This is a genomic window from Enterococcus sp. AZ088 (assembly GCF_051714845.1).
Classification (GTDB): Bacteria; Bacillota; Bacilli; order Lactobacillales; family Enterococcaceae; genus Enterococcus; species Enterococcus faecalis.
Genome location: NZ_JBIOSQ010000001.1, coordinates 702,852 through 724,092 on the forward strand (window position 1 = coordinate 702,852; position 21,241 = coordinate 724,092).

The following is a 21,241-nucleotide window of genomic DNA, read 5'->3' on the forward strand; positions in this document are numbered from 1 at the left end:
CTTATTACAAATCTTCTCTTATTGCACGCAGGATGGCTTCGCCAACACCATTTTCTAAATTAGTGGCTGTTTCATATTTAGCATATTCTTTTAATTCCAGTTCGGCATTGCCCATTGCAAAACTTACTCCGGCCCATTGAATCATGCTGACGTCATTTAAATTATCACCAATAGTCATGACTTGTTCAGCGGGAATCCCACGTTCTTTAGCGACGCGCGCAACCGCAATCCCTTTTTGTGCTAGGCGGTGGTTAATTTCAATATTATTAAGCGCAGAAGAGGTAACAACCAAGTCATCTAGTTCTTCTACTTCCATCCCAGCAGGACCTAATACTTTCGGCCCATTCATACTGAAGCCAATAATTTTAAGGACTTCAATCGAGTCATCTTTTAAAATGTCGTCTAAACGATCAACATAGGTAATATGCAATAAAGATAGGTGTGCTGAAGCCATGGCAATCGCCACTTTATAAGTTAAATGGGGCATGGATTCTGCAATATGAGCGGCAAAGTTTTCAATTCTTTTTTCTTGATGTTCAGAAAAAATACCTTTATTTGTAGAGATTTCATAGTAAACATTGTGTTGACTCAAAATAGTTAGTACTTCTGTTACTGTTTCTTTTTCGATCCCAGCCGTGAAAAGTGAGTGTCCATCTTTGTCGAACACTTGGGCGCCGTTTAAAGTAATCATGGCGCAGTCAATTCCAGCTTCTTCTAACGCGGGCTTCGCTTCGGTATATGCGCGGCCAGTAGCAACCATAAATTCGATTCCTAAACGTTCCGCTTCGCGAATTGCTGAAGCGTTATCATTTGTGATGCTCATTTTTGCATCTAAAAGTGTTCCATCCATATCTGAAGCAATTAATTTAATCATCGATTCTCTACACCTCATTATCTATTTAAAGCTTACCTATAGTTTACCACGTTTTTCCAAGAGAAAGTACCCAGAAATTTCTTGTCAGGTTTGGAGAAATTCGTTATGCTTAGAGAGCGAAGGAGTGAGCATTATGAAAGAAATTATTCACAATAGTTGGCAAACTGTTTTATCTGCTGAATTTGAAAAACCGTATTATCAAGAATTGCGGGAATTTTTGAAAAAAGAATATCAGACACAAACGATTTATCCAGATATGTATCATTTATTTTCAGCGTTAGAACTAACCCCTTTTGAAGAAGTAAAAGTAGTAATTTTGGGACAAGACCCATATCATGGACCCAATCAAGCACACGGACTAAGTTTCTCTGTCCAGCCAGGTGTGAAAGTGCCGCCATCTCTTGCGAATATTTACAAAGAATTACAAGCTGATTTAGGGTACCAACCCGTCAACCATGGCTTTTTAGAAAGCTGGGCCAAACAAGGCGTGTTATTATTAAATACTGTGTTGACCGTTCGGGCAGGTCAAGCCTATTCCCATCGAGGCAAAGGGTGGGAGCAACTGACAGATGTCATTATCGAAAAGTTGAATGAGCGTGAAAAACCCGTTGTTTTCATTTTATGGGGACGTCCAGCTCAAGAAAAAATTAAAATGATTGATACGACTCGGCATGTGATTATCAAATCGCCACATCCAAGTCCATTGTCAGCGCATCGTGGTTTTTTTGGCTCACGTCCGTTTTCTCAAGCGAATGCCGCTCTAGAACGTTTAGGGGAAACGCCGATTGATTGGCAACTTCCTGAAACAGTGTAATGTAACAGTGCAAGCTGTTATAGTGTAGAAGAGTTAGTTTGTGAAAAGTTTATCGGATTATTGGTTTTTTTGACTAATACAGCTAGAAAAAACTGTTATTTTCTTTGAGAATAGTGTATGATGGATTTTGTAAATATAAAACTGGAGGGTTTATCGTGGAATTATTCGATAGCTTAAAATTTAAAGTCGTACGCCGTAATATCAAAATTGTTTTCCCTGAAGCAACAGATCCTAGAATCTTAGGTGCTGCTGCCCGCTTAAAATCTGATGAATTAGTAGAACCAATCTTAATTGGTGATCCAACAGATATCGCAAATGCTGCTATGGCTCGTGGAATCAACACATCAAACTTTATTATTATCAATCCAAATGATTATGAAAAATGGGATGAAATGGTCGAAGCATTTGTTGAACGCCGTAATGGAAAAGCTACTAAAGAAGATGCTGAAAAAATCTTAAAAGATGTCAACTATTTCGGTACTATGTTAACTTACATGGGTATTGCTGATGGTATGGTTAGTGGTGCTATCCACTCAACAGGTGATACAGTTCGTCCTGCGTTACAAATTATTAAAACAAAACCAGGCGTGAGCCGTACAAGTGGTGCTTTCTTAATGATTCGTGGTCGTGACCAAGAAAGATATTTATTCTCAGACTGCGCGATTAACGTGAACCCAACTGCACAAGAATTAGCTGAAATTGCTGTTGATAGTGCCAAAACAGCTGAATTATTTGACATTGAACCAAAAGTTTCATTGTTAAGTTTTTCAACAAAAGGTTCTGCAAAAGCACCAGAAGTAACAAAAGTTGCTGAAGCTACAAAAATTGCGCAAGAATTAGCACCTGAATATGCGATTGATGGTGAATTACAATTTGATGCTTCTTACGTATCTTCTGTCGCACAATTAAAAGCGCCTAACTCAAAAGTTGCTGGAGAAGCAACAGTCTTTGTATTCCCAGATTTACAATCAGGAAATATTGGCTACAAAATTGCTCAACGTTTAGGTAACTTTGAAGCAATTGGCCCAATCTTACAAGGATTGAACAAACCAGTTTCTGACTTATCACGTGGTGCAAACGAAGAAGATGTTTATAAATTATCAATCATTACAGCTGCTCAAACATTAATGAACGACTAATTAACTATGTCGAAGCATGATAAATAAGCAAAGTAGAAGTTGAGGTTCCCAGGACACTTGGGCCTCAACTTTATTTTTTTGAAGCTGCTACTAGTCAACTTATTGAATTTTCGGTATACTTTCATACATAGATTCTTGCAGATGGGAGGCAAAAAAATGAACATTGTCCTGAACAATCTATTGGAAACAGAAGCAATTGCTAAAATCATTGGACAAAAGGCACAAGCTGGTGATGTAATTGTCCTGACTGGTGATTTAGGGGCCGGTAAGACGACAATGACGAAAGGGATTGCTTTAGGATTAGGCATTTCCCAAATGATTAAAAGTCCCACCTATACGATTATCCGCGAATATCCACAAGGACGACTTCCGTTATACCATATGGATGTCTATCGTGTTGAAGAGGGTGCGGATGAATTAGGGTTAGATGAGTATTTTGAAGGAGATGGGCTATCCGTTGTAGAATGGGGCAGCTTGATTGAAGAAGAATTGCCAGAAGATTATTTAGAAATTATTTTAAATAAAGATTCTCAAGAAGCTGACAAGAGAGTTCTTGAATTCCGTGGAACTGGTCCATTGGCAGAAGAAAGAATAGCAGAGATTTTACAAGCGTGGGAGGCTCGCGAATATGACTGAACAAACATTTTCTATTCGAGAAGCAGTGCCTACTGATGCGGATCAATTACTATCTGTGATGTCAAAAATTGGGAGTGAAACGCCCTATTTGGTAATGGATGAGCGAGGAATGGCCATGTCGACAACAGAATTGGCTGAAAATCTAGCAACACTCTATGAATCGCCAAATAATGTTTTATTGGTGGCATTAGCGGGAGAAGCGATCATTGGGACCGCATCTGTGTCTGCTTCTTCTAAAAAGCGGATGGAGCATATTGGTGAAATCGGCATTAGTATTTTAAAAGAATACTGGGGCTATGGACTAGGCAGTATCCTAATGGAAGAACTTATTCGCTGGGCGCATGAAAGTCATGTTATTCGTCGCTTGGAATTAACGGTACAGGATCGCAATCAACGAGCGATTCATGTCTATAAAAAATTAGGGTTTGAAACAGAGGCAATTATGCCTCGGGGTGCCAAAACAGACCAAGGTGAATTTTTAGATGTTCATTTAATGCGTTTGCTGATTGATTAATTATTGGTTAATAATTTTAATTTCTTAAATAATCGAACGATAATTGCATGAAAAAACAAAATTTTCGCAATTATCGTTTGTTTCATATTTATTTTTCTGATATTTTTGTTATAATTATAGAAGAATTTAACGAAAAAATGAAAATTTATTTTGGGAAGGAATGTAAGAAATGGCGAAGGCAACGAAAATGAATGTTAACTATCGAGAGTCGATCTTGGATCGTGCGTATCGTTTAGAGCTAATAAAAAAAGATGAGTATGCAAAACATCAAGAAAAATTATCATTATTAAATGAAAAATTGTCTGACGGGGAACCAGCTCAATTTGATGCAAAAGAAGAAACGTTTTGGAAAAAAATTTCGCAAAAAGTTATTTTATAAAAGTAATACATACGAATAAGAGCGTACACATAGAAAGAAGCATAAGCAGTGTCAAACTGCTTATGCTTCTTTTTTAATGAATAGGAATAACTGTTTCACGCTTAATTAATTTGTGAGGAATAACGAGACGGACACCATTCGTCAATTCTTCGTGGATTAATTCATATAATTTTTTCATCGCCATTCGACCTAATTCTGACGTGTCGATGTCAATACTTGTTAGATAAGGATGTGTCAATGTTGAAAAGATTGAGTTGTTAAAACTAATAATGGATAACGTTTCAGGAACTTGATAACCATAGATTTGCGCAAGTTGCATCGTCCGCAAAGCAAAGATATCATCAATCACCACCAACGCCGTGGCATTATTTTGATGAAGAATGTCATCAAAAGCCATGTAATCTTCAGGTTTTTCTAACGCAACGCTTGGTAAAACAGTTAATCCTTGCATCATCATTGCTTTTTGATAACCAAAGTAACGTTCAAAGTACAAACTTTCATGCGTTGTATTGGTCACAAATAAAATATTTTTATGGCCGTTTTCAATTAAAAATTCCGTCGCTTGTTTCCCTAATAATTGATTATCATTATCCACGTAAACTATTTCCGTTTCATGTTGGTAAGGTTGACCAATTAAAGTAAAGGGAATGTTGTTTTCATATAAGTAATCAATGACGGGGTCCTTACTATCTGAATACACAAGAATAAAACCGTCCACTTGTTTTTGAAGATGCATTCTTTTAACGTTTTCCAATAGTACATCAAAACTTTTGGCAGTTGCAATAGCAGTAGTCATATCATAAAGACGGGCTTCCTCGTTGATGGCTTCCATAATTTCTAAATAAAATGGATTCCCTAACCGTTCTTTCGAATCTAAAGGAGGTAAAATTACGCCAATGGCACTTGAAATTCGTTTACCCAAATTCCGTGCCGTCATATTTGGCACATAGCCTAAGTCATCCATGACTTTTCGCACTTTCTTTTTTGTCGATTCAGAAATACTTGGATGATCGTTAATGACACGCGAAACGGTTGAAGTTGCAACCCCCGCTTTCTTAGCGACATCTTTTACTGTAATTGCCATTTTTGCCACGCCTTTCTTAGTGATTATAGAAGGTTAAATTGATAAACCGTTTGGTAGGTTTGCTTTTTATTAGCTGGTAATAAAATAGAGCCCCACTGAAGATGATGAACAATGTCTGGATACTCTTGTGGTTCAATTGCTAAGCCATAGTTTGAATGCATCGTTTGTCCATTAATAGAAAATGGAGCCTCAAAACCAGTCGTAGAAAATAATACCATACTTTGGTTCGTTGTTGCTATCGTCATTTTTCTTCCAGAAGTAGGCTCTTGTAAGCATAATTGTGGCTGTCTTAAGTCAGAGCCAACTAAGGGGAAAACATCATCTAACCCAGTTGGATAGCGTTGGAGGATTGTTTCGATAGGTGTCAGTTCATTAAAACGTATGGATAGTTCAGAAGCTGGTAAAATCCGTCCAGTAGGCAGCTTATTATCGTCTAATTCTAACATACCTTGACAGTTCAAAGATAGCAAATGTGACAGAATGTCTAACTTTCCATCGCCAGATAAATTAAAGTAGGCGTGGTTTGTAGGATTAAAAAGTGTTTCCTGTTTACTCCGTCCAGTACTGATCATTCGTAATTGATTATCCTCTAGCTGATAGGTTATGGTGGCCTCAATTGGTCCGGGATAGCCAGAAAGGGTGTCGGTTAAATGAAAGACAACGCCAATGATATCCTTTTTTTCAAAGGGCTCGACTGTCCAATATTGAAAAGACCACCCCTTTGAGCCCCCATGGAGATGATGACCGTCGCTGTTTTGTTCTAATATTCCATTTTGCCAATGGCCATTACGAATGCGTCCAGCAACTGGTCCAACAGTGGCGCCAAAAAAGCTTTGATCCTTTAATACATCTTGATAAGAATCATACGATAAAAGGATATTTTCCCAATGATTATTTTTGTTTGGCATCAAAAGTTGATGGAGGCGCGCGCCATAATTGAGAAGAACGACTTCTAAAAAGTCGTTCTTCAAAGTAATTTTTTTTAAGTTTGTGTTTGGAATATCGGTTACGGTGATACGATTATCCTTCATGATCAAGCCACACTTTTTTTAAGTAATCAAACGTTAAAGCGCTCGTCTCTGGCACGATGGGCACCCCTTCGCCTAACTCTTCTTTGCGGCCAACGCCAACAGGTTGCGCTCCGCTAGCAAGAATCGCTTGAATCCCAGCTTTGGCATCTTCAATGCCAAGACATTCTGCTGGTGTCAAATCAATTTCTTTCGCAGCTAAAATGAAAATATCTGGAGCGGGTTTGCCTGCCTGAACGTCTGCTGGATTAGCAATGGCATCAAAAAGGGGCGTCAATTGCATTTTTTCTAAAAGGAAAGGCCCATTTTTACTTGCAGAAGCCAAGGCGATTTTAATATTGGCTTCACGTAATTCCGTTAATAAAGAAAGAATTCCTGGGTAGACATCTTCAGGTGTAATCGCTTGGATCATTTCCAAGTAATAATCGTTTTTCCGTTGCGCTAACTGGGCAAATTCTTCAGAAGAAAACGTGCCTTCTTTTTTTCCGTATTTTAACAGTAACTGCAGAGAATCTTCACGGCTTACACCTTTCAATTGTTCGTTGAAAACACGGTCAATGGAAATTCCAATTTCGTTCCCTAATTTTTTCCAAGCGTGGTAATGAAATTCTGCTGTATCAGTAATAACGCCATCTAAATCAAACAAAACGCCTTTAAACATGAACTTCTTCCTTTCTGATCGGTAAAACTAATCGATCTTTTAATGTGTATTCTTGATTGTAAACAGTTAATGGAATTGCAGGGCCGTCGAGTAAAGTGAAGGCCACTTGGTCTGCTGCAACTTCAACAAATAGTAAACGATTCCGATAATTAATGTGGAATGAGTAGGCTGTCCATGTCGCTGGTAAAAAGGGTGCAAATTTTAGTTGCTGATGGTCCGTTTTCATTTGGGCAAAACCTTGAACAATCGCTAGCCAACTACCAGTCATTGAGGTAATGTGTAAGCCATCTTCTGTATCATTATTGTAATTATCTAAGTCAAGGCGCGCTGTTCGTTGATACATTTCCACTGCTTTTTCTTCCATGCCTAATTCAGCAGCTAACACAGCATGAATGCTTGGTGAAAGGGAAGATTCATGGACAGTCATTGGTTCGTAAAAATTAAAGTTCCGGCGTTTTTCTTCTAAAGAAAAGGCATCATTGAAGAAATAAATTCCTTGAAGAACATCGGCTTGTTTAATGAAACAAGACCGCAAAATTTTATCCCATGACCAATGTTGATTTAAAGGCAGCTCACTAAGTGGTAAATCAGAAACTGGCATTAAATCTTTATCTAAGAAAGTGTCATGTTGTACAAAAATGCCTAATTCGTTATCCACTGGGAAGTACATATTTTCTACAATGTCTGCCCATTTAGCTAATTCGTCGTCTGCAATTTTGAGCGTTGTTTCTTCTTGGAATTTTAAATAAGACTCACGGGTGTAACGTAGAACCCACGCAGCGATGGTATTGGTATACCAGTTATTGTTGATATTATTTTCATATTCATTTGGCCCCGTTACGCCATGAATCATATATTGTTTATGACGTTGGGAGAAGTGGACCCGATCTGCCCAAAAACGAGCGATTGCCACAAGTACTTCTAGACCAGCATCTTTTAGATAATCTTCGTCTCCTGTATAGTTGACATAATTATAAATCGCATAAGCAATCGCACCATTTCTGTGAATCTCTTCAAAAGTGATTTCCCACTCATTATGACATTCGACACCAGTAAAAGTAACCATTGGGTAAAGCGCACCCTTTAACCCTTGTTGTTGGGCATTATGAATGGCTTGAGGCAATTGATTGTGGCGATATTTCAGTAGATTTTTAGTAACTTCGGGCTTAGCCAACGCCAAGTAAAGTGGGACAGCATATGCTTCAGTATCCCAATATGTGGCACCACCATATTTTTCGCCAGTAAAGCCTTTTGGTCCGATATTTAAACGATCGTCTTCGCCATAGTAGGTTGAGAAAAGTTGGAAAAGATTAAAACGAATGCCTTGTTGGGCTTCATCATCTCCTTCAATAACAACATCAGCTAATTGCCAACGTTTTGCCCAAGCGGCAGCTTGCCCAGCTTTTGCTTCAGGGTACAAGGTAGTCATTTCTGCAAATAATTCGTTTACTCGTGTGATTTGTTGCGTTTCTGGCACATCACGACTGGTAACGACAAGCACTTCTTTTGTGATGGCGGTCGTTTCGCCTTCGTTTAAAGACACTGTCAATTCTGCGGTTAAGGCCAAGGGCTGTTGTGTATATGTAGGCACAACAGCGGCTCCATCGATGAAATGGCGCATGCCTGCAGTCACTGTAAAACGCTCTATTTCAAAGTTGTTAGGAATGGTCTTAGTTGTAACAAAGCCAAGTGTTTCTTGTGTTTCAATAGCTATTTCTTCCCAAAAATGTTCTTCATAATTGCTGTCTTCATTTTGAACATCGCCATCCAATTTTGAGTGAAGAGTGATTGTGCCTGTACCTTCCAGCATTTCAATTGTTAAGTGGATGTAAGCCGCTTCTTTTTTTTCTAAGCTTAAAAAACGTTCAAAAGAGAAGCGCACTTTGTTCTTCGGTGTTTGGATGGTGAATTGCCGAGAAAGGACCCCATTTTGCATGTCTAATTCTAAAGAAAAATCTTCGTAAGGTGTAGTGGCTAAATCAATTGTTTGTCCATCAATTTGTAAGTCCATTGCGATGAAATTAATTGCGTTAATCACTTTGCCAAAATATTCAGGATAACCATTTTTCCACCAACCAACACGTGTTTTGTCTGGATACCAAACACCTGCTAAATAGGTTCCTTGATGGTGGTCGCCAGAATAGTGTTCTTCAAAATTTCCCCGCATCCCCATATAGCCATTGCCAATGCTCGTTAATGATTCTTGTAAACGTAAATTTTCTTTATCTAAGTGTGTAGTACGGATTTTCCAAGGATCAATTTGGAATAAACGTTTGATTTGTTTCATGAGAATCCCCCTCAGTGATTTTATTGATAGGTCTATCATAAACGCAACCGATTGCATTAGTCAATAGTCAATGCTTAAAAAGTGTAATCTTATGAATAAAAGCTGAAACAAAGGTAGGATAGAAGGAGCTTTATTTGCTTTATTAAAAGACAAAATAAAAAAGGATTAAGTAGTAGGGAGTTGTTTTCCACAATATTTTTGAAATTAAAGCATTTACAAAAAGGAAACAGGAGTATATAATGGCAACATAACGAAACCGATTGCGTAAGGAGTGGCAGGAATGAAAAAAATGTTTAGTTTTGAGTTTTGGCAAAAATTCGGGAAAGCTTTAATGGTCGTTGTGGCAGTAATGCCCGCAGCGGGTTTAATGATTAGTATTGGGAAATCGCTTCCTTTAATCGATCCTAATTTAGGCTTGTTAGTAACAACAGGCGGAGTTCTAGAGAGTATCGGTTGGGCAATTATTGGCAACTTACATTTACTATTTGCGTTAGCAATAGGTGGCAGTTGGGCCAAAGATCGTGCAGGTGGAGCATTTGCAGCGGGGATTTCTTTTGTTTTAATCAACCGTATTACTGGAGCCATTTTTGGTGTAACAAATGAAATGTTGGCAGATGAACAAGCTTTCACGCATACCTTATTTGGCACGAAGATTATGGTGAAGGGATTCTTTACAAGTGTCTTAGAAGCCCCGGCATTAAATATGGGTGTTTTTGTAGGGATTATTGCTGGTTTTGTCGGTGCGATGGCTTACAACAAGTATTACAATTATCGGAAATTACCAGATGCGCTATCATTTTTTAATGGTAAACGGTTTGTCCCATTTGTCGTTATTTTATGGTCAACAATTGTCTCAATTGCATTAGCACTTATTTGGCCAAATATTCAAGCGGGAATTAATAATTTTGGGTTATGGATTGCGCAATCTCAAGATAGTGCACCTATTTTAGCGCCATTCTTATATGGAACGTTGGAACGTTTGTTATTACCTTTTGGGTTACATCATATGTTGACGATTCCAATCAACTATACACAATTAGGTGGAACGTATGAAATTTTATCTGGCGCACAAGCTGGAACCCAAGTCTTTGGTCAAGATCCTTTATGGTTGGCTTGGGCAACAGATTTAGTGAATCTTAAAGGCGCTGGTGATATGAGCAAGTATCAGTTTGTCTTAGAAAATTGGACACCAGCTCGATTCAAAGTAGGCCAAATGATTGGTTCTTCAGGGATTTTAATGGGGATGGCTTTGGCGATGTATCGTAATGTCGATGCAGATAAAAAAGCTAAATATAAATCAATGTATTTTTCTGCTGCTTTAGCTGTTTTCTTAACTGGTGTGACAGAGCCGTTAGAATTCATGTTTATGTTTGCTGCAGTGCCGCTTTATGTAATTTATGCGGTGATCCAAGGTGCTGCTTTTGCAATGGCTGATATTTTACCATTGCGTGTGCATTCGTTTGGAAATATTGAATTGTTAACAAGAACACCGCTAGCAATAAAAGCTGGTTTAGGTGGCGATTTAATCAATTTTGTTTTAATGGTCATCATTTTTGGTGTTGTCACTTATTTCTTAGCGAATTTCTTAATTAAAAAATTTAATTACGCAACACCTGGAAGAAATGGAAACTATGACAATGATAACGGCGAAGAAATCGCATCTGGCGCGGCTGGTTCAGACGTCGTCGATCAGCAAATCGCGCAAATTGTCTACTTACTTGGTGGTAAACAAAATATCAAAGAAGTTGATGCGTGTATGACACGCTTACGTGTCAGTGTAAAGGATCGAGAAAAAGTCGGTTCGGAAGAGGCGTGGAAACGGGCAGGCGCAATGGGCTTGATTGTGAAAGATAATGGCGTTCAAGCCGTTTATGGACCAAAAGCCGATGTTTTAAAATCCGATATTGAAGATTTACTAGCTTCCGGCGTTGACATTCCAGAACCAGTTATAGCAGAAAGTACAACAGGAGTGCCGGCAACGAATTTCTTAGGCAAGAAAAAAGATTTCGTGGCTGTGGCGACAGGGGAAGTTATTCCAATGGCGCAAGTCAATGATCCTGTCTTTTCACAAAAAATGATGGGGGATGGATTTGCAGTTAAGCCTCTAGAAGGAGAGGTGGTGGCACCAATTTCGGGGAAAGTTCTAAGTGTTTTCCCAAGCAAACATGCGATTGGGCTACAAACAGAAGAAGGCATCGAAGTACTTGTCCATATGGGGATTGATACAGTTGAAATGGTAACTCCTGCTTTTGAATCTTTTGTTAAAGAAGGACAATCATTGAAAGCTGGGACGAAACTAGCTAAAATGAACTTGGATGTGATTGAACAAGCTGGCAAAGAAACAACGATTATTGTCGCCTTTACAAACAGCGAGAAAGTGGAACAAGTAGTTATTCATCAACTAGGAACCACCACTGCGGGAACTGTGATCGGACAGATTGAAATTTAAATGATTAGGTCGGGCACAATCAATAATTGTGCCCGACCTAATAACATGTAAGAGAAGGGGAAAAGATGAATCTTTTAACAATCAATACTCATAGCTGGTTAGAAGAAGAACCGTTAAAAAAATTAGAGGAGATTGCCAAGGTGATTTTATCTTCTGAAAGTGAAATAATTGCCTTACAAGAAGTGAATCAGAAAGTCGCTTCCAAGAAAGTGCCGTTAGAACAGTTAACTACTTTTTGTCCCGTAGCGACCCAAACACCGGTCCATGAAGATAATTTTGCATATCTAATCGTTCAATATCTAGCTGAAAAAGGCCAACACTATTATTGGAGTTGGGAAATGAGCCACATTGGTTATGCTATTTATGAAGAAGGGAACGCACTACTTTCGAAATGTCCGTTGACTAGTGAAGCTCTCCTTATTTCAGAAAGCCAAGAACCAACGAATTATCGAACAAGAAAAATCTTAGTAGCGGAGACAGAGAGTTCAAAAGGTACGCTTACTGTTGTCTCTGGTCACTTTTCTTGGTGGGAAACACCCTGTACAGGTTTTGCCTATGAATGGCTACAATTAGAGAAATACTTAGCGACGGGGCAACAACCGTTAGTCATTTTAGGCGATTTAAACAACCCAGCTGGTACAACTGGCTATCAATTAGTGGAAAATAGTTACTTGCCGATTCAAGATGCATTTGTTGTAGCGGAAGAGACAAGCGGTGAAGCGACAGTAGAGAAAAAAATAGATGGCTGGGAAGAAAATGAAGCAGCCTTGCGGATTGACTACGCATTTGTTCCAAAACAGTGGCACGTACAAAAATATGAAGTAATTTTTGATGGTAGGAAAACACCGATAGTCAGTGATCATTTTGGCTTACTCATTCAACTAAAATAAGAAAAAGCGCTGAATTTTCAGCGCTTTTTCTTATTTATTCGCTCATGTAACTATTCTTCTCAGTCTTGTTTGGCTAATTCTTGATCCCGAAGGATGGTGGCCTCAATCCCTTTGATGACTGTTGAAATAAACGCATTGTTTTCTAATTCGACAATCCCAGCAACCGTGGTTCCACCAGGAGAACTGACTTGGTCGATTAAAGTCCAAGGATTCTCTGTGCTATTTGCCAAAGTTTGAGCGCTGCCTAGTACAGCTTGTGTGGCAATTTCTAAGGCCAACTCTTTATTCATACCATTTTTAACGGCTGCTCGGGCAATCGAATCAATAAATAAGAAAGCATACGCAGGAGTGCTACCTGCAATAGCAGTAAAAATCGAAAAATACTGTTCCTCTAATTCCCAGGCTTGGCCAACTGCTCGAAACAACGATAAAACAGTCTGGATGTCTTCAGGGGATGCAAAAGCGTTACCACAGACAGCTGCTGCACCCGCGCCAATCAACGCATTCATATTGGGCATCACACGAACAAGGCGAAGCGGTTGGGTAGTCTCAAACAGTTGATACAATTCTGCAATAGTCGTACCTGCTGCAATGGAAACAATTAACGGTTGCTTGTCTAAAATTGCTTCTTTTGCTTCAAGTAAAGCTGCTTGAACGAATTGCGGTTTCACCGCTAAAATAACTAAGTCAGCTACTGCAATGGCTTCTTGTGGTGAAGCAACCGCGTGTGCACCAATTTCTTGTGCAAAAGCGGCGGTTTTTTCGACTTGAATATCATAAAAATAAAGGTTTTCTGCGGCAATAAATTGCTTTTTTAGCGCACCTTTGGCAATGGCGGATGCCATATTTCCAGCACCGATAAAACTAATTTTCATAAAAAATTCCTCCTAAAAACTGTTGAATCTCTTTTTTCGTGTTACCATGTATCTAGTATAGAAGGAAACGCCAAAGAAAAAAATAGAGGGAGTAAAGTAAAAAGTGTTGGATTATGAGGTGATTAATTGGCAAGCAAAGAAGAGCAATATGCAGCATTTTATCAGTTTTTAGAGACCTTAGATTGTTATTTAACCACTACCAATGCTCTTGAGAATGAAGTAGCGCAATTTAAGGAAAATCCACATCGAGAAATTGCGGGCTTTATGCTGGCATCTTCGGAAACAATTGACGTTCCGAAAGGATTTATTCGGATGCTCTATTGTTTAGAGCAAGATGGCAATGCTTATTTGGATCAACAAAGGTGTTCGTTTTCGGCTGGCCAAGTCATGATTGTCAATGAGGCCACCTCGGTTAGCTATCAGGGGCAAGGAATGTCTATGATTATATTTTATTTTAAAAAGCACTATTTTCTTGATACGCTCTTAAACCAGCTGGCGGAAGAACCAGTCATGTATCGTTTTTTTACAGAAATTGCTAGCAGTGAATTTGAAAACATTCCTCGATATTTCGTTTTTGCTAGCCAACCAAATTCGGATGTTCACGTCTATTCGCTATTATTACTGAAACAAATTGTGAAAATGGCCTATTTTAATAATAAAGTGACCAAAGCGGCCTTTGTTTTGCTAGTGGTGGAACTAGGTCAACTGCCTAGAGAAGCTTTAAAGATGCAAGATAATTATTTGTCGAATCATCAACGTGTTGAGGTGATTTTAGCGTATATTGAGCAACAGATTGCGCATGTCACTTTAGCAGAAGTCGCCGCTAAATTTCATTTTCATCCGAATTACTTATCGAATTTTTTAAAAGACAAAACAAACAAAACGTTTACGGAAATTGTCTTAGCCTACCGAATCCAATTGGCGAAAAACTACTTGAAGCAAACAGATTTATCGATTCAAACGATTGTTGAACGAATCGGCTATCAAGACAAAGCCTTTTTTTATAAACGTTTTAAAGAAGAAATGGGCATGACCCCAAAACAATATCGACAGAAAGAGGGAATGGCAGATGTACGAAGAAGTCTTTGAAGAATTTCAGTTAACTGTAGTAGAATTACCAATCGAATTCGTTGATGATTTGCCTGTCTATCGCGGACACTTAAAAGAATTAACGTTTCTTTCAGCGGAAGCCTCTTCACGAAAAAAACTCTACCAACAGCTTTTACAGGCTTATTTGTTGTATAGAGAAGAGAATCAAGCAGTTGTTGAAGAGGAAGAAATAACCTCCTCATTATTGTCTACAGAACAGTTATTAAAATACTATGATGGTGAAACGTTCGATGGGTTTCAGTTGCCATCAAATGAATAAGAAAGCAGGGGAACAGATGGATACAATGGCAAAAATTAATCAATTTCGTGATGAAAGAAATTGGCGCCCCCACCATAATGAAAAAGATTTGGCGCTCTCAATTTGTTTAGAAGCGGCAGAATTGTTAGAACTTTTTCAATGGAAAACAGCAGAAGAAGGCATCAAACAAGAAGAACGAATCAAAGAAGAATTGGCTGATGTTCTCATTTACTCCTACATGATGGCTGATAATTTAGGGTTTGATTTGGACGAAATTATCGAAGAAAAGTTGAAGAAAAATGCGGTGAAATATCCAGTGCCAGAAAAATAAGTGTTGAAACAAATGAATCGAAGAACTTCTAAAAAAGAATAATGAAGTGGAAAATAGCCAGTATTAAGAAATTCTGAAGGGTTTGCGGAAAACAGAAATAAAAAGTAGTTTTCTGCTGCAAAAAATTTTAAGGAGGAACAATCAATGATTACAGGCACAGAAATTGATTTTATTGTTAGTGATAGTTTAAAGGCATTAGCTTTATATAAAGAAATCTTTGAGGTCCATGTAGTTGAAGCGACAAAGTATCCTGTTGGAAGGAATGAAGTAGTGTTTAACTTATATGATACTCGGTTCCATATGTTAGATGCTAATGAAGAATTTGGTTTAAAAGCACCAGATTCAGAACATCCCAATACAATTTGGTTCAATATCACGGTAGCAGATATTGTGCAAACTCATAAAAAAGCCTTAGCAAATAAGTGCATTGAGATGCAACCAGTTACAGAAATGATGGAAGGAGCTATTCAAAATTCGTTATTTGTTGATCCATTTGGTTACATGTGGATGGTACATCAAATTAACCAAGAACTAAATTTTGAAGAGCGAACAGAAATTTTAGAAAAAGAAATGTAGTAAGGAGTGGTGCTCAGAGATGAGTACCACTTTTTTACTTTACAATAGAAGTAAAATACTAATGATCCTGTAGTGATCAACAAGACAGTAAAAAATTGGAGATAGAAAGTCAGTGTGTCATAGAAATACAGCATTATTCTCTAATAATTACTCTAACGTTAAAAAAATTGAGAAAATGCCAGATTGATTTTTGATAAACTGTAAACAAAGAAAAACTGGCTGTAAAAATCTCGATAAAACAATGGAATAAAAGGAGAAAGCGAAAGATTAATTCTTGTATGTAGATACAAAGGGAGACTAAATGAATGAAAAACAAAAAGCGGATAAAATTTGGTATCTTAATCGCAACAATAATAGCAATAGCCATAATCGGCACGATTGGAGTGAAAAAAATGAACGAACCAACAGAAAAAGAAAGACAAATTGCTTTTTTGGAAAAGCATGAAGAGGAAATGACGGAGTATATTAAACAATCAGAGTTAGATAAAGTGGCCAGTGTTGAGTACCTTTGGAATACGGTTAAATCAGATAAAGGCATGGCATTTACAAAAGAATTTTTAACAATTAAAACCAATATTTATGACGGAAGAAATATAAAAATAAATGGTTTTTGGATTAATATTTTTGTAGACAATGTGAGAGATCCTAAGAAAATTAGTAACATAAATTAAAGGAGAATATATATGAGTGATTTAGTAAATTATTATAATGTTTATGCCAATTTATCCCAAGCTTCGTATAAAGGGCGACCTCAGTCTAAATCGTTAGCTAAACTTGACGATAATCAATTGAAAGAAATGGAGATAAAAAAATATGCTACATTCCATTTTTCCAACGCCAAAGACGCCCACGGAAATGACGCCAGTACTGTCTACCTCCAACCAGACAACACTGTAAAAACAATCAAAGAAAAAAACTGGGTATGTAGGGAAACGGTTTATAAAAAAGGATTATCAACATAGGAAAAGTCAATCAAAAACAATCAAAATAGAAAAAATCACATAGCAACTCTTCCCCATACATATTAAGGAGGTGAAAAAGTGAAAAACAAAAAGCGGATAAAATTTGGTATATTAATCGCAACAATAATAGCAATAGCCATAATCGGTACGATTGGAGTGAAAAAAATGAACGAACCAACAGAAAAAGAAAAACAAATTGCTTTTTTGAAAAAGCATGAAGAGGAAATGACGGAGTATGTAAAGTATGAAAGTGAATATGTACTTTTAAAACAATATGATGTTAAAGAAGTAACCTATAGTTGGCAATCAGTGATTGAAGTTCGAAGTATGGCTTTTAGCCCAAAAACTATAGCTGTTGAAGTATCTATTTTTGATGGTACTGGTAAAAAATTAGATGGGTTTGAAATATATGTGCTTCCAGATAATGTAAAAAATCCGACTGAGATAAAAAATATTGCATAGTTAAGGAGATGAAATTTAACGGCAAATTTAGAAAAGTATACTAATATTTATGCTGATTTAGATCAAGGAGCATACATCGGTCGAAAAGAAGGGTTGATGTTTGCTAAATTGACACAAGTTCAAAAAGAAGATCTTAAGATAAATGAACATGCTACATTCCATTTCCCCAACGCCAAAGACGCCTATGGAAATGATGCTAGCACGGTCTATCTCCAACCTGATAATACTGTAAAAACAATTCAAATCGGAAAAAGCATATAGAAACTCTTTTCTATACATAATAAGGAGGTGAAAAAGTGAAAAATAGAAAGCAAATAAAATTTGGTATCTTAATCGCAGTAATATCAGTAGCCATAATTGGAATGATTGGAGTGAAAAAAATGAACGAACCAACAGAAAAAGAAAGACAAATTGCTTTTTTAAAAGAGCATGAAGAAGAAATGACAAAGTATGTAAAATCGAAATCATCAAATATTAAGAATATAAATTATCTTTGGGATACTACAGAAAAGTCATCTAGTAGCGTATTTACAAAAGAAAATCTATCATTACGTGTTGAAATAAAAAGTAAAGATGATTTAGAAACAGATACCTATTCTCTAGTGATTGACGTAGATGTAAAAAAACTGGATGAAATAAAAGGACTATTTTTAGTAAATTGGAAACAAGGAGAAGCTATCCATGAAAAATCTTGATAATTATTATAACTTGTATGTGAGTTTATCAGAAGCTTCATATATTAAGAGACCTATAAATTTTAGCAATGATTTTCTTACAAAGAAACAGAGAATAAGGTTTGAGGAAGGAAGATATGTCAAATTCCATTTTCCCAACGCCAAAGACGCCCATGGAAATGACGCCAGTACTGTCTATCTCCAACCCGACAACGCTATAAAAACAATCAAAGAAAAAAACTGGGTAGGTAGGGAAACGGTTTATAAAAAAGGGTTATTAACAGATGAGAAAGCTGGCTATAATTCTTATTATGTAACAGATACGCCGACCTTGAGTCCAAAAACGCAGCATACATATTTTGCCACTCGCGGTAGTGACGGCGTTTCAATGGACGTGAAAAAAGGTTGGTCAGGGAATAATTTGAATGACTGGGTCAATAATAATGGTTCCTTTACGTTATTTAATGCCTATTTGCCTCAAGCAAAATTAGCCAATGAAGCCATGCATCAAAAGATAATGGAGATGAGTGCTAAAGCCCCAAATGCGACTATGTCGATTACAGGTCATTCTTTAGGAACCATGATTTCTATTCAAGCGGTGGCCAATCTCCCCCAAGCCGATCTTGCTAAAATTGATAAAGTAGTATTGTTTCAAGGCCCTGATGCGCGAGAAAGCATTAATAAAATGTCTCAACAAGCTCAGGAAAATCTTCAACAATTAGAAGAACAAGGGAAAATCGATTATTATGTGAATGCGTTTGATATTGTCTCCATGTTGAATCGAAATAAAAAAGGGGTAGATGAAATTGGTCGGGTGCATTATCTATTACCGAAAACGTTCACCACTACTTTTGATCTGACGGACAAATACGGTTCTAGTCATGATTTTGGTCAGTATCAATTAAATCCTGATGGTACGCCCAAAGAAGCCAATCTAAAGGAACATGGCTATATTTTTGCGGCAGGAGTAAAAGTTTCCAAACTTATTGATAAATATTTAGGGAAAATCATGGATGCTTCAGGTGAATCCTTAGCTAAAAACAGTCTCCAATTTTTGTTAAGTCTGCTATCTGAAGAAAATCGCCAGAAAATCATCAAAGAATATGAAAAAATCATTCATGAAGCAAAAATTGCCAGCCAATGGCAAGGGAAAGTGAGTCGTATTCAGAAAAGTTTAGCCAGTGCTTCAGGTAGTCAAAAGATTGAATTACGTAGTGAATTAGCAGAACTAGTTGCAAAACAAGCGCAGCAAGCTGGAAAAGAATACGAACTACTTGTGAAAAATATCCTCCAAGAAGCAGAAGATGAAGTCCAGACAGTTTCAAAGGAAATTCGTGAAAGTGCAATGAATATCCGACAGTATCTATCCTATGCAGAAGTCCAAGCAATGATTGCTCCTTACGAAAAAAGTCGTCTTTGGGATAGCGCTGAAGCAACAAATACTAGCAACCAAGCCAAGCAATACAAGCAAAAATTAACTGATTTTAGCGGAAAATTAACAACTGTTGCTAAAAATATTCAAGCATACGATCAACAAGCAAGAAGTAGTTTATTTCAAAAATAATAAATGAAAGGGTTTTCCTATGGATGAAAGAGAATTTCAAGAAAAATTAGAAATAGAACAAAAAGCTCGTGAACGAGTAGCAATCCAGACAGTAATTACTGCTAAAAAAACACGAATTGCTACAACCAAACAAAACACAACCGCAAGTTTGACAGAACTTTCAGAAGCCATGTTTCAACAAACAAATAGCGCCCTACCTAATGCCTTGAACGGAGCTTTGCAGGGGAAAAGTGCAGAATCAGCAGGAAAATTTTTAAAAGGAAGCCAGAGACCAAATTTAAAAACACCTGTCAAGGGAGAGTGACCGACAAATGGATGAACAGCGAAGAAAACGGCAATATTTAGAAGAACAATATTATGAAGAAAAAAATAAAATTCACCGCCAACAAGAAGTGCTGAGTAATCAATTAGTAAACTTTAGAAGAGAAACTGGACAATTGGTAGATAAAGTCAATTATTTAACGAAAAATGATCAATGGCACAAACAGCAATTTTACCATGCAATGGAACAAAGTGATCATCTGATACATCAAGAAGGAAATCGTTATAGACAACAATTAGAGGAAAAAGAACGTGAATGGACGAGAACATATCGAAAAGAATTGGATAAACTCTAAAAAAAACAGCGTCACCTCTAAAGGTAACGCTGTCTTTGTCAGTCTGTTACGTCACAGGAGGGATTCGAACCCCCGACCGTCCGCTTAGAAGGCGGATGCTCTATCCTGCTGAGCTACTATGACAATAGTTGTAACACAACAAAGCTAATTATAATGGAAGTAGTGTTAGAAAGTCAATCGGAAATTTAAATAACAGAAGAAGTTTTTTTGGAGAGAGAAAGTGAAGAAAATAGAGAGTTTATATTGACGAGGTTTTCTGGTTCTGTTATTATAGTTAGTGTTGTAATTGTGGTCTCCACAGCTACAACCGCACAGAACAAGTTTTTAAGCATGAGTAATCATCACTTGGGATGGCGAGTCTAAGTCTAGAAGAAGGAGGTGCTGTATAGCATGTACGCAATTATCAAAACTGGTGGTAAACAAGTGAAAGTTGAAGTAGGTCAAGCAATCTACGTTGAAAAATTAAACGTTGAGGCTGGCGAGAAAGTTGTTTTTGACGAAGTTATCTTAGTAGGTGGCGAATCTACAAAAGTTGGTGCGCCAACTGTTGCAGGCGCAACTGTTGAAGGAACTGTTGAAAAACACGGCAAACAAAAGAAAGTCGTGACTTTCCAATACAAACCTAAAAAACACTCTCACCGTAAACAAGGTCACCGTCAACCGTATACAAAAGTTATGATCGAAGCAATCAACGCTTAATCTCTCTTGTTGACAGGAAAGAAGGCCTATCAATGATTAAAGGTTCTTTTAAACGAACAGGCTCCGGCCGAATCGTTTCATTCGAATTAACCGGGCATGCTGAAGCAGGTCCTTATGGCAGCGATGTGGTTTGCGCGGCAGTTTCTGCCTTAGCAATTAGCACAGTCAATGGGATTGATGCCTTAGCAGGTTTTGAACCGATTGTCGAAGTTGACGATGTAGAAGGTGGCTACCTTTATGTCGAGATGTTAACAACTGTCAATCAGGAACAAAAAAATATTGCCCAAATTCTATTAGAAAATCTTTTATTAGGTTTACAATCAATAGAGAACGAAAATACTGAATTTATTCAAATAAAAACAATCACTGAGAAATAGG

26 protein-coding genes, 1 tRNA gene, 1 pseudogene and 1 other annotated feature are annotated in these 21,241 nt (G+C 37.5%); of the genes and pseudogenes, 21 read left to right on the forward strand and 7 right to left on the reverse strand.

All coding sequences use genetic code 11. From position 1 onward, the window contains the following. Positions 1 to 4 precede the first annotated feature (4 nt). On the reverse strand, positions 5 to 874 hold the full coding sequence (locus IGL17_RS03395; protein WP_010826433.1) for a Cof-type HAD-IIB family hydrolase: 870 nt from the start codon (positions 872 to 874) through the stop codon (positions 5 to 7). 133 nt (positions 875 to 1,007) lie between these two features. Here IGL17_RS03395 and IGL17_RS03400 point away from each other — a divergent pair, with 133 nt between their 5' ends. The 5 genes from IGL17_RS03400 (at position 1,008) to IGL17_RS03420 (ending at position 4,356) form a co-directional block, all read left to right on the forward strand. Beyond that, entirely contained in the window at positions 1,008 to 1,688 is a 681-nt protein-coding gene (locus IGL17_RS03400; protein ID WP_002363309.1) for a uracil-DNA glycosylase, read from the forward strand. A 155-nt stretch (positions 1,689 to 1,843) separates the two neighbouring features. Further along, positions 1,844 to 2,827 carry a phosphate acetyltransferase gene (pta, locus tag IGL17_RS03405; protein ID WP_002355836.1) on the forward strand — a complete coding sequence of 328 codons (984 nt, stop codon included), beginning with the start codon at positions 1,844 to 1,846 and terminating at the stop codon, positions 2,825 to 2,827. A gap of 141 nt (positions 2,828 to 2,968) precedes the next feature. Next, positions 2,969 to 3,463, forward strand: coding sequence for a tRNA (adenosine(37)-N6)-threonylcarbamoyltransferase complex ATPase subunit type 1 TsaE (gene tsaE / locus IGL17_RS03410; RefSeq protein ID WP_016617971.1), 495 nt, complete (start codon positions 2,969 to 2,971; stop codon positions 3,461 to 3,463). Further along, complete coding sequence (locus tag IGL17_RS03415; protein ID WP_002366315.1) at positions 3,456 to 3,977, forward strand: GNAT family N-acetyltransferase; 522 nt, start codon at positions 3,456 to 3,458, stop codon at positions 3,975 to 3,977. The genes tsaE and IGL17_RS03415 overlap by 8 nt, the downstream gene beginning before the upstream one ends. 169 nt (positions 3,978 to 4,146) lie before the next feature. Beyond that, the gene (locus tag IGL17_RS03420) at positions 4,147 to 4,356 is read left to right on the forward strand and encodes a hypothetical protein (protein WP_002355840.1); all 210 of its coding nucleotides are present in this window, start codon (positions 4,147 to 4,149) and stop codon (positions 4,354 to 4,356) included. 73 nt (positions 4,357 to 4,429) lie between these two features. Here the strand turns inward: IGL17_RS03420 and bopD are convergent, their stop codons facing one another. From bopD to IGL17_RS03440, 4 genes are read right to left on the reverse strand one after another with little or no spacing between them, the layout of a single operon-like run. Beyond that, the gene (gene bopD, locus IGL17_RS03425; protein ID WP_002358859.1) at positions 4,430 to 5,440 is read right to left on the reverse strand and encodes a LacI family transcriptional regulator BopD; all 1,011 of its coding nucleotides are present in this window, start codon (positions 5,438 to 5,440) and stop codon (positions 4,430 to 4,432) included. 23 nt (positions 5,441 to 5,463) lie between these two features. Further along, the gene (locus tag IGL17_RS03430) at positions 5,464 to 6,471 is read right to left on the reverse strand and encodes an aldose epimerase family protein (protein WP_016617972.1); all 1,008 of its coding nucleotides are present in this window, start codon (positions 6,469 to 6,471) and stop codon (positions 5,464 to 5,466) included. Further along, positions 6,461 to 7,129, reverse strand: coding sequence for a beta-phosphoglucomutase (gene pgmB, locus IGL17_RS03435; RefSeq protein WP_016617973.1), 669 nt, complete (start codon positions 7,127 to 7,129; stop codon positions 6,461 to 6,463). Before pgmB ends, IGL17_RS03430 begins: the two co-directional genes overlap by 11 nt. Then, positions 7,122 to 9,416, reverse strand: coding sequence for a glycoside hydrolase family 65 protein (locus IGL17_RS03440; protein WP_025193353.1), 2,295 nt, complete (start codon positions 9,414 to 9,416; stop codon positions 7,122 to 7,124). The genes pgmB and IGL17_RS03440 overlap by 8 nt, the downstream gene beginning before the upstream one ends. 280 nt (positions 9,417 to 9,696) lie before the next feature. Here IGL17_RS03440 and IGL17_RS03445 point away from each other — a divergent pair, with 280 nt between their 5' ends. Both IGL17_RS03445 and mapP read left to right on the forward strand, forming a co-directional pair. Beyond that, on the forward strand, positions 9,697 to 11,865 hold the full coding sequence (locus IGL17_RS03445; RefSeq protein ID WP_016617975.1) for a PTS transporter subunit IIBC: 2,169 nt from the start codon (positions 9,697 to 9,699) through the stop codon (positions 11,863 to 11,865). Positions 11,866 to 11,930: 65 nt separating this feature from the next. Beyond that, positions 11,931 to 12,755, forward strand: a complete 825-nt coding sequence (mapP, locus tag IGL17_RS03450; RefSeq protein ID WP_002397929.1) for a maltose 6'-phosphate phosphatase — start codon at positions 11,931 to 11,933, stop codon at positions 12,753 to 12,755. Positions 12,756 to 12,814: 59 nt separating this feature from the next. Here the strand turns inward: mapP and proC are convergent, their stop codons facing one another. After that, complete coding sequence (gene proC, locus IGL17_RS03455; protein ID WP_002355848.1) at positions 12,815 to 13,630, reverse strand: pyrroline-5-carboxylate reductase; 816 nt, start codon at positions 13,628 to 13,630, stop codon at positions 12,815 to 12,817. A 126-nt stretch (positions 13,631 to 13,756) separates the two neighbouring features. Here proC and IGL17_RS03460 point away from each other — a divergent pair, with 126 nt between their 5' ends. From IGL17_RS03460 to IGL17_RS03515, 12 genes and pseudogenes are all read left to right on the forward strand, one after another. Further along, complete coding sequence (locus IGL17_RS03460) at positions 13,757 to 14,719, forward strand: helix-turn-helix domain-containing protein (RefSeq protein WP_010828632.1); 963 nt, start codon at positions 13,757 to 13,759, stop codon at positions 14,717 to 14,719. Further along, positions 14,700 to 14,999: a hypothetical protein gene (locus IGL17_RS03465; RefSeq protein ID WP_002358867.1), complete on the forward strand. Its 300-nt coding sequence runs from the start codon at positions 14,700 to 14,702 to the stop codon at positions 14,997 to 14,999. Before IGL17_RS03460 ends, IGL17_RS03465 begins: the two co-directional genes overlap by 20 nt. Beyond that, entirely contained in the window at positions 14,992 to 15,309 is a 318-nt protein-coding gene (locus IGL17_RS03470) for a nucleotide pyrophosphohydrolase (RefSeq protein ID WP_002403727.1), read from the forward strand. The genes IGL17_RS03465 and IGL17_RS03470 overlap by 8 nt, the downstream gene beginning before the upstream one ends. Positions 15,310 to 15,453: 144 nt before the next feature. Further along, positions 15,454 to 15,885 carry a VOC family protein gene (locus IGL17_RS03475; RefSeq protein ID WP_002355856.1) on the forward strand — a complete coding sequence of 144 codons (432 nt, stop codon included), beginning with the start codon at positions 15,454 to 15,456 and terminating at the stop codon, positions 15,883 to 15,885. Between the two features lie 305 nt (positions 15,886 to 16,190). Beyond that, a complete protein-coding gene (locus IGL17_RS03480; protein WP_002388829.1) occupies positions 16,191 to 16,556 on the forward strand; it encodes a hypothetical protein in 366 nt (121 codons plus the stop codon). 12 nt (positions 16,557 to 16,568) lie between these two features. Beyond that, positions 16,569 to 16,844: pseudogene (locus IGL17_RS03485) on the forward strand (hypothetical protein); the annotation flags it as partial. An 81-nt stretch (positions 16,845 to 16,925) separates the two neighbouring features. Then, positions 16,926 to 17,309 (forward strand): hypothetical protein, encoded by a 384-nt coding sequence (locus IGL17_RS03490; RefSeq protein WP_016617977.1) that lies wholly within the window; start codon positions 16,926 to 16,928, stop codon positions 17,307 to 17,309. Positions 17,310 to 17,354: 45 nt separating this feature from the next. Beyond that, positions 17,355 to 17,570, forward strand: coding sequence for a hypothetical protein (locus tag IGL17_RS03495; RefSeq protein ID WP_029679792.1), 216 nt, complete (start codon positions 17,355 to 17,357; stop codon positions 17,568 to 17,570). A 35-nt stretch (positions 17,571 to 17,605) separates the two neighbouring features. Then, positions 17,606 to 18,004, forward strand: coding sequence for a hypothetical protein (locus tag IGL17_RS03500; protein ID WP_078126798.1), 399 nt, complete (start codon positions 17,606 to 17,608; stop codon positions 18,002 to 18,004). After that, positions 17,991 to 19,547 carry a cutinase family protein gene (locus IGL17_RS03505; RefSeq protein ID WP_016617979.1) on the forward strand — a complete coding sequence of 519 codons (1,557 nt, stop codon included), beginning with the start codon at positions 17,991 to 17,993 and terminating at the stop codon, positions 19,545 to 19,547. Before IGL17_RS03500 ends, IGL17_RS03505 begins: the two co-directional genes overlap by 14 nt. Positions 19,548 to 19,566: 19 nt before the next feature. After that, positions 19,567 to 19,851, forward strand: a complete 285-nt coding sequence (locus IGL17_RS03510) for a hypothetical protein (RefSeq protein WP_016617980.1) — start codon at positions 19,567 to 19,569, stop codon at positions 19,849 to 19,851. A gap of 7 nt (positions 19,852 to 19,858) precedes the next feature. Further along, on the forward strand, positions 19,859 to 20,164 hold the full coding sequence (locus IGL17_RS03515; RefSeq protein WP_016617981.1) for a hypothetical protein: 306 nt from the start codon (positions 19,859 to 19,861) through the stop codon (positions 20,162 to 20,164). A gap of 49 nt (positions 20,165 to 20,213) precedes the next feature. On the opposite strand, the gene IGL17_RS03520 is transcribed toward IGL17_RS03515, so the two are convergent. Beyond that, a tRNA-Arg gene (locus IGL17_RS03520) sits at positions 20,214 to 20,287 on the reverse strand. A gap of 172 nt (positions 20,288 to 20,459) precedes the next feature. Next, positions 20,460 to 20,535, forward strand: a sequence feature (ribosomal protein L21 leader region). 19 nt (positions 20,536 to 20,554) lie between these two features. Here IGL17_RS03520 and rplU point away from each other — a divergent pair. Both rplU and IGL17_RS03530 read left to right on the forward strand, forming a co-directional pair. Further along, positions 20,555 to 20,863, forward strand: a complete 309-nt coding sequence (gene rplU, locus IGL17_RS03525; RefSeq protein ID WP_002355866.1) for a 50S ribosomal protein L21 — start codon at positions 20,555 to 20,557, stop codon at positions 20,861 to 20,863. Positions 20,864 to 20,895: 32 nt separating this feature from the next. After that, complete coding sequence (locus IGL17_RS03530; protein ID WP_002355867.1) at positions 20,896 to 21,240, forward strand: ribosomal-processing cysteine protease Prp; 345 nt, start codon at positions 20,896 to 20,898, stop codon at positions 21,238 to 21,240. Position 21,241 lies beyond the last annotated feature (1 nt).

What these genes read in the sequence shown, in the direction of transcription:
- IGL17_RS03395 (WP_010826433.1), bottom strand. Translation starts at nt 874, where the DNA reads ATGATTAAATTAATTGCTTCAGATATGGATGGAACACTTTTAGATGCA.
- IGL17_RS03400 (WP_002363309.1), top strand. Translation starts at nt 1,008, where the DNA reads ATGAAAGAAATTATTCACAATAGTTGGCAAACTGTTTTATCTGCTGAA.
- tsaE (WP_016617971.1), top strand. Translation starts at nt 2,969, where the DNA reads ATGGGAGGCAAAAAAATGAACATTGTCCTGAACAATCTATTGGAAACA.
- IGL17_RS03415 (WP_002366315.1), top strand. Translation starts at nt 3,456, where the DNA reads ATGACTGAACAAACATTTTCTATTCGAGAAGCAGTGCCTACTGATGCG.
- IGL17_RS03420 (WP_002355840.1), top strand. Translation starts at nt 4,147, where the DNA reads ATGGCGAAGGCAACGAAAATGAATGTTAACTATCGAGAGTCGATCTTG.
- bopD (WP_002358859.1), bottom strand. Translation starts at nt 5,440, where the DNA reads ATGGCAATTACAGTAAAAGATGTCGCTAAGAAAGCGGGGGTTGCAACT.
- IGL17_RS03430 (WP_016617972.1), bottom strand. Translation starts at nt 6,471, where the DNA reads ATGAAGGATAATCGTATCACCGTAACCGATATTCCAAACACAAACTTA.
- pgmB (WP_016617973.1), bottom strand. Translation starts at nt 7,129, where the DNA reads ATGTTTAAAGGCGTTTTGTTTGATTTAGATGGCGTTATTACTGATACA.
- IGL17_RS03440 (WP_025193353.1), bottom strand. Translation starts at nt 9,416, where the DNA reads ATGAAACAAATCAAACGTTTATTCCAAATTGATCCTTGGAAAATCCGT.
- IGL17_RS03445 (WP_016617975.1), top strand. Translation starts at nt 9,697, where the DNA reads ATGAAAAAAATGTTTAGTTTTGAGTTTTGGCAAAAATTCGGGAAAGCT.
- mapP (WP_002397929.1), top strand. Translation starts at nt 11,931, where the DNA reads ATGAATCTTTTAACAATCAATACTCATAGCTGGTTAGAAGAAGAACCG.
- proC (WP_002355848.1), bottom strand. Translation starts at nt 13,630, where the DNA reads ATGAAAATTAGTTTTATCGGTGCTGGAAATATGGCATCCGCCATTGCC.
- IGL17_RS03465 (WP_002358867.1), top strand. Translation starts at nt 14,700, where the DNA reads ATGTACGAAGAAGTCTTTGAAGAATTTCAGTTAACTGTAGTAGAATTA.
- IGL17_RS03470 (WP_002403727.1), top strand. Translation starts at nt 14,992, where the DNA reads ATGAATAAGAAAGCAGGGGAACAGATGGATACAATGGCAAAAATTAAT.
- IGL17_RS03475 (WP_002355856.1), top strand. Translation starts at nt 15,454, where the DNA reads ATGATTACAGGCACAGAAATTGATTTTATTGTTAGTGATAGTTTAAAG.
- IGL17_RS03480 (WP_002388829.1), top strand. Translation starts at nt 16,191, where the DNA reads ATGAAAAACAAAAAGCGGATAAAATTTGGTATCTTAATCGCAACAATA.
- IGL17_RS03505 (WP_016617979.1), top strand. Translation starts at nt 17,991, where the DNA reads ATGAAAAATCTTGATAATTATTATAACTTGTATGTGAGTTTATCAGAA.
- IGL17_RS03510 (WP_016617980.1), top strand. Translation starts at nt 19,567, where the DNA reads ATGGATGAAAGAGAATTTCAAGAAAAATTAGAAATAGAACAAAAAGCT.
- IGL17_RS03515 (WP_016617981.1), top strand. Translation starts at nt 19,859, where the DNA reads ATGGATGAACAGCGAAGAAAACGGCAATATTTAGAAGAACAATATTAT.
- rplU (WP_002355866.1), top strand. Translation starts at nt 20,555, where the DNA reads ATGTACGCAATTATCAAAACTGGTGGTAAACAAGTGAAAGTTGAAGTA.
- IGL17_RS03530 (WP_002355867.1), top strand. Translation starts at nt 20,896, where the DNA reads ATGATTAAAGGTTCTTTTAAACGAACAGGCTCCGGCCGAATCGTTTCA.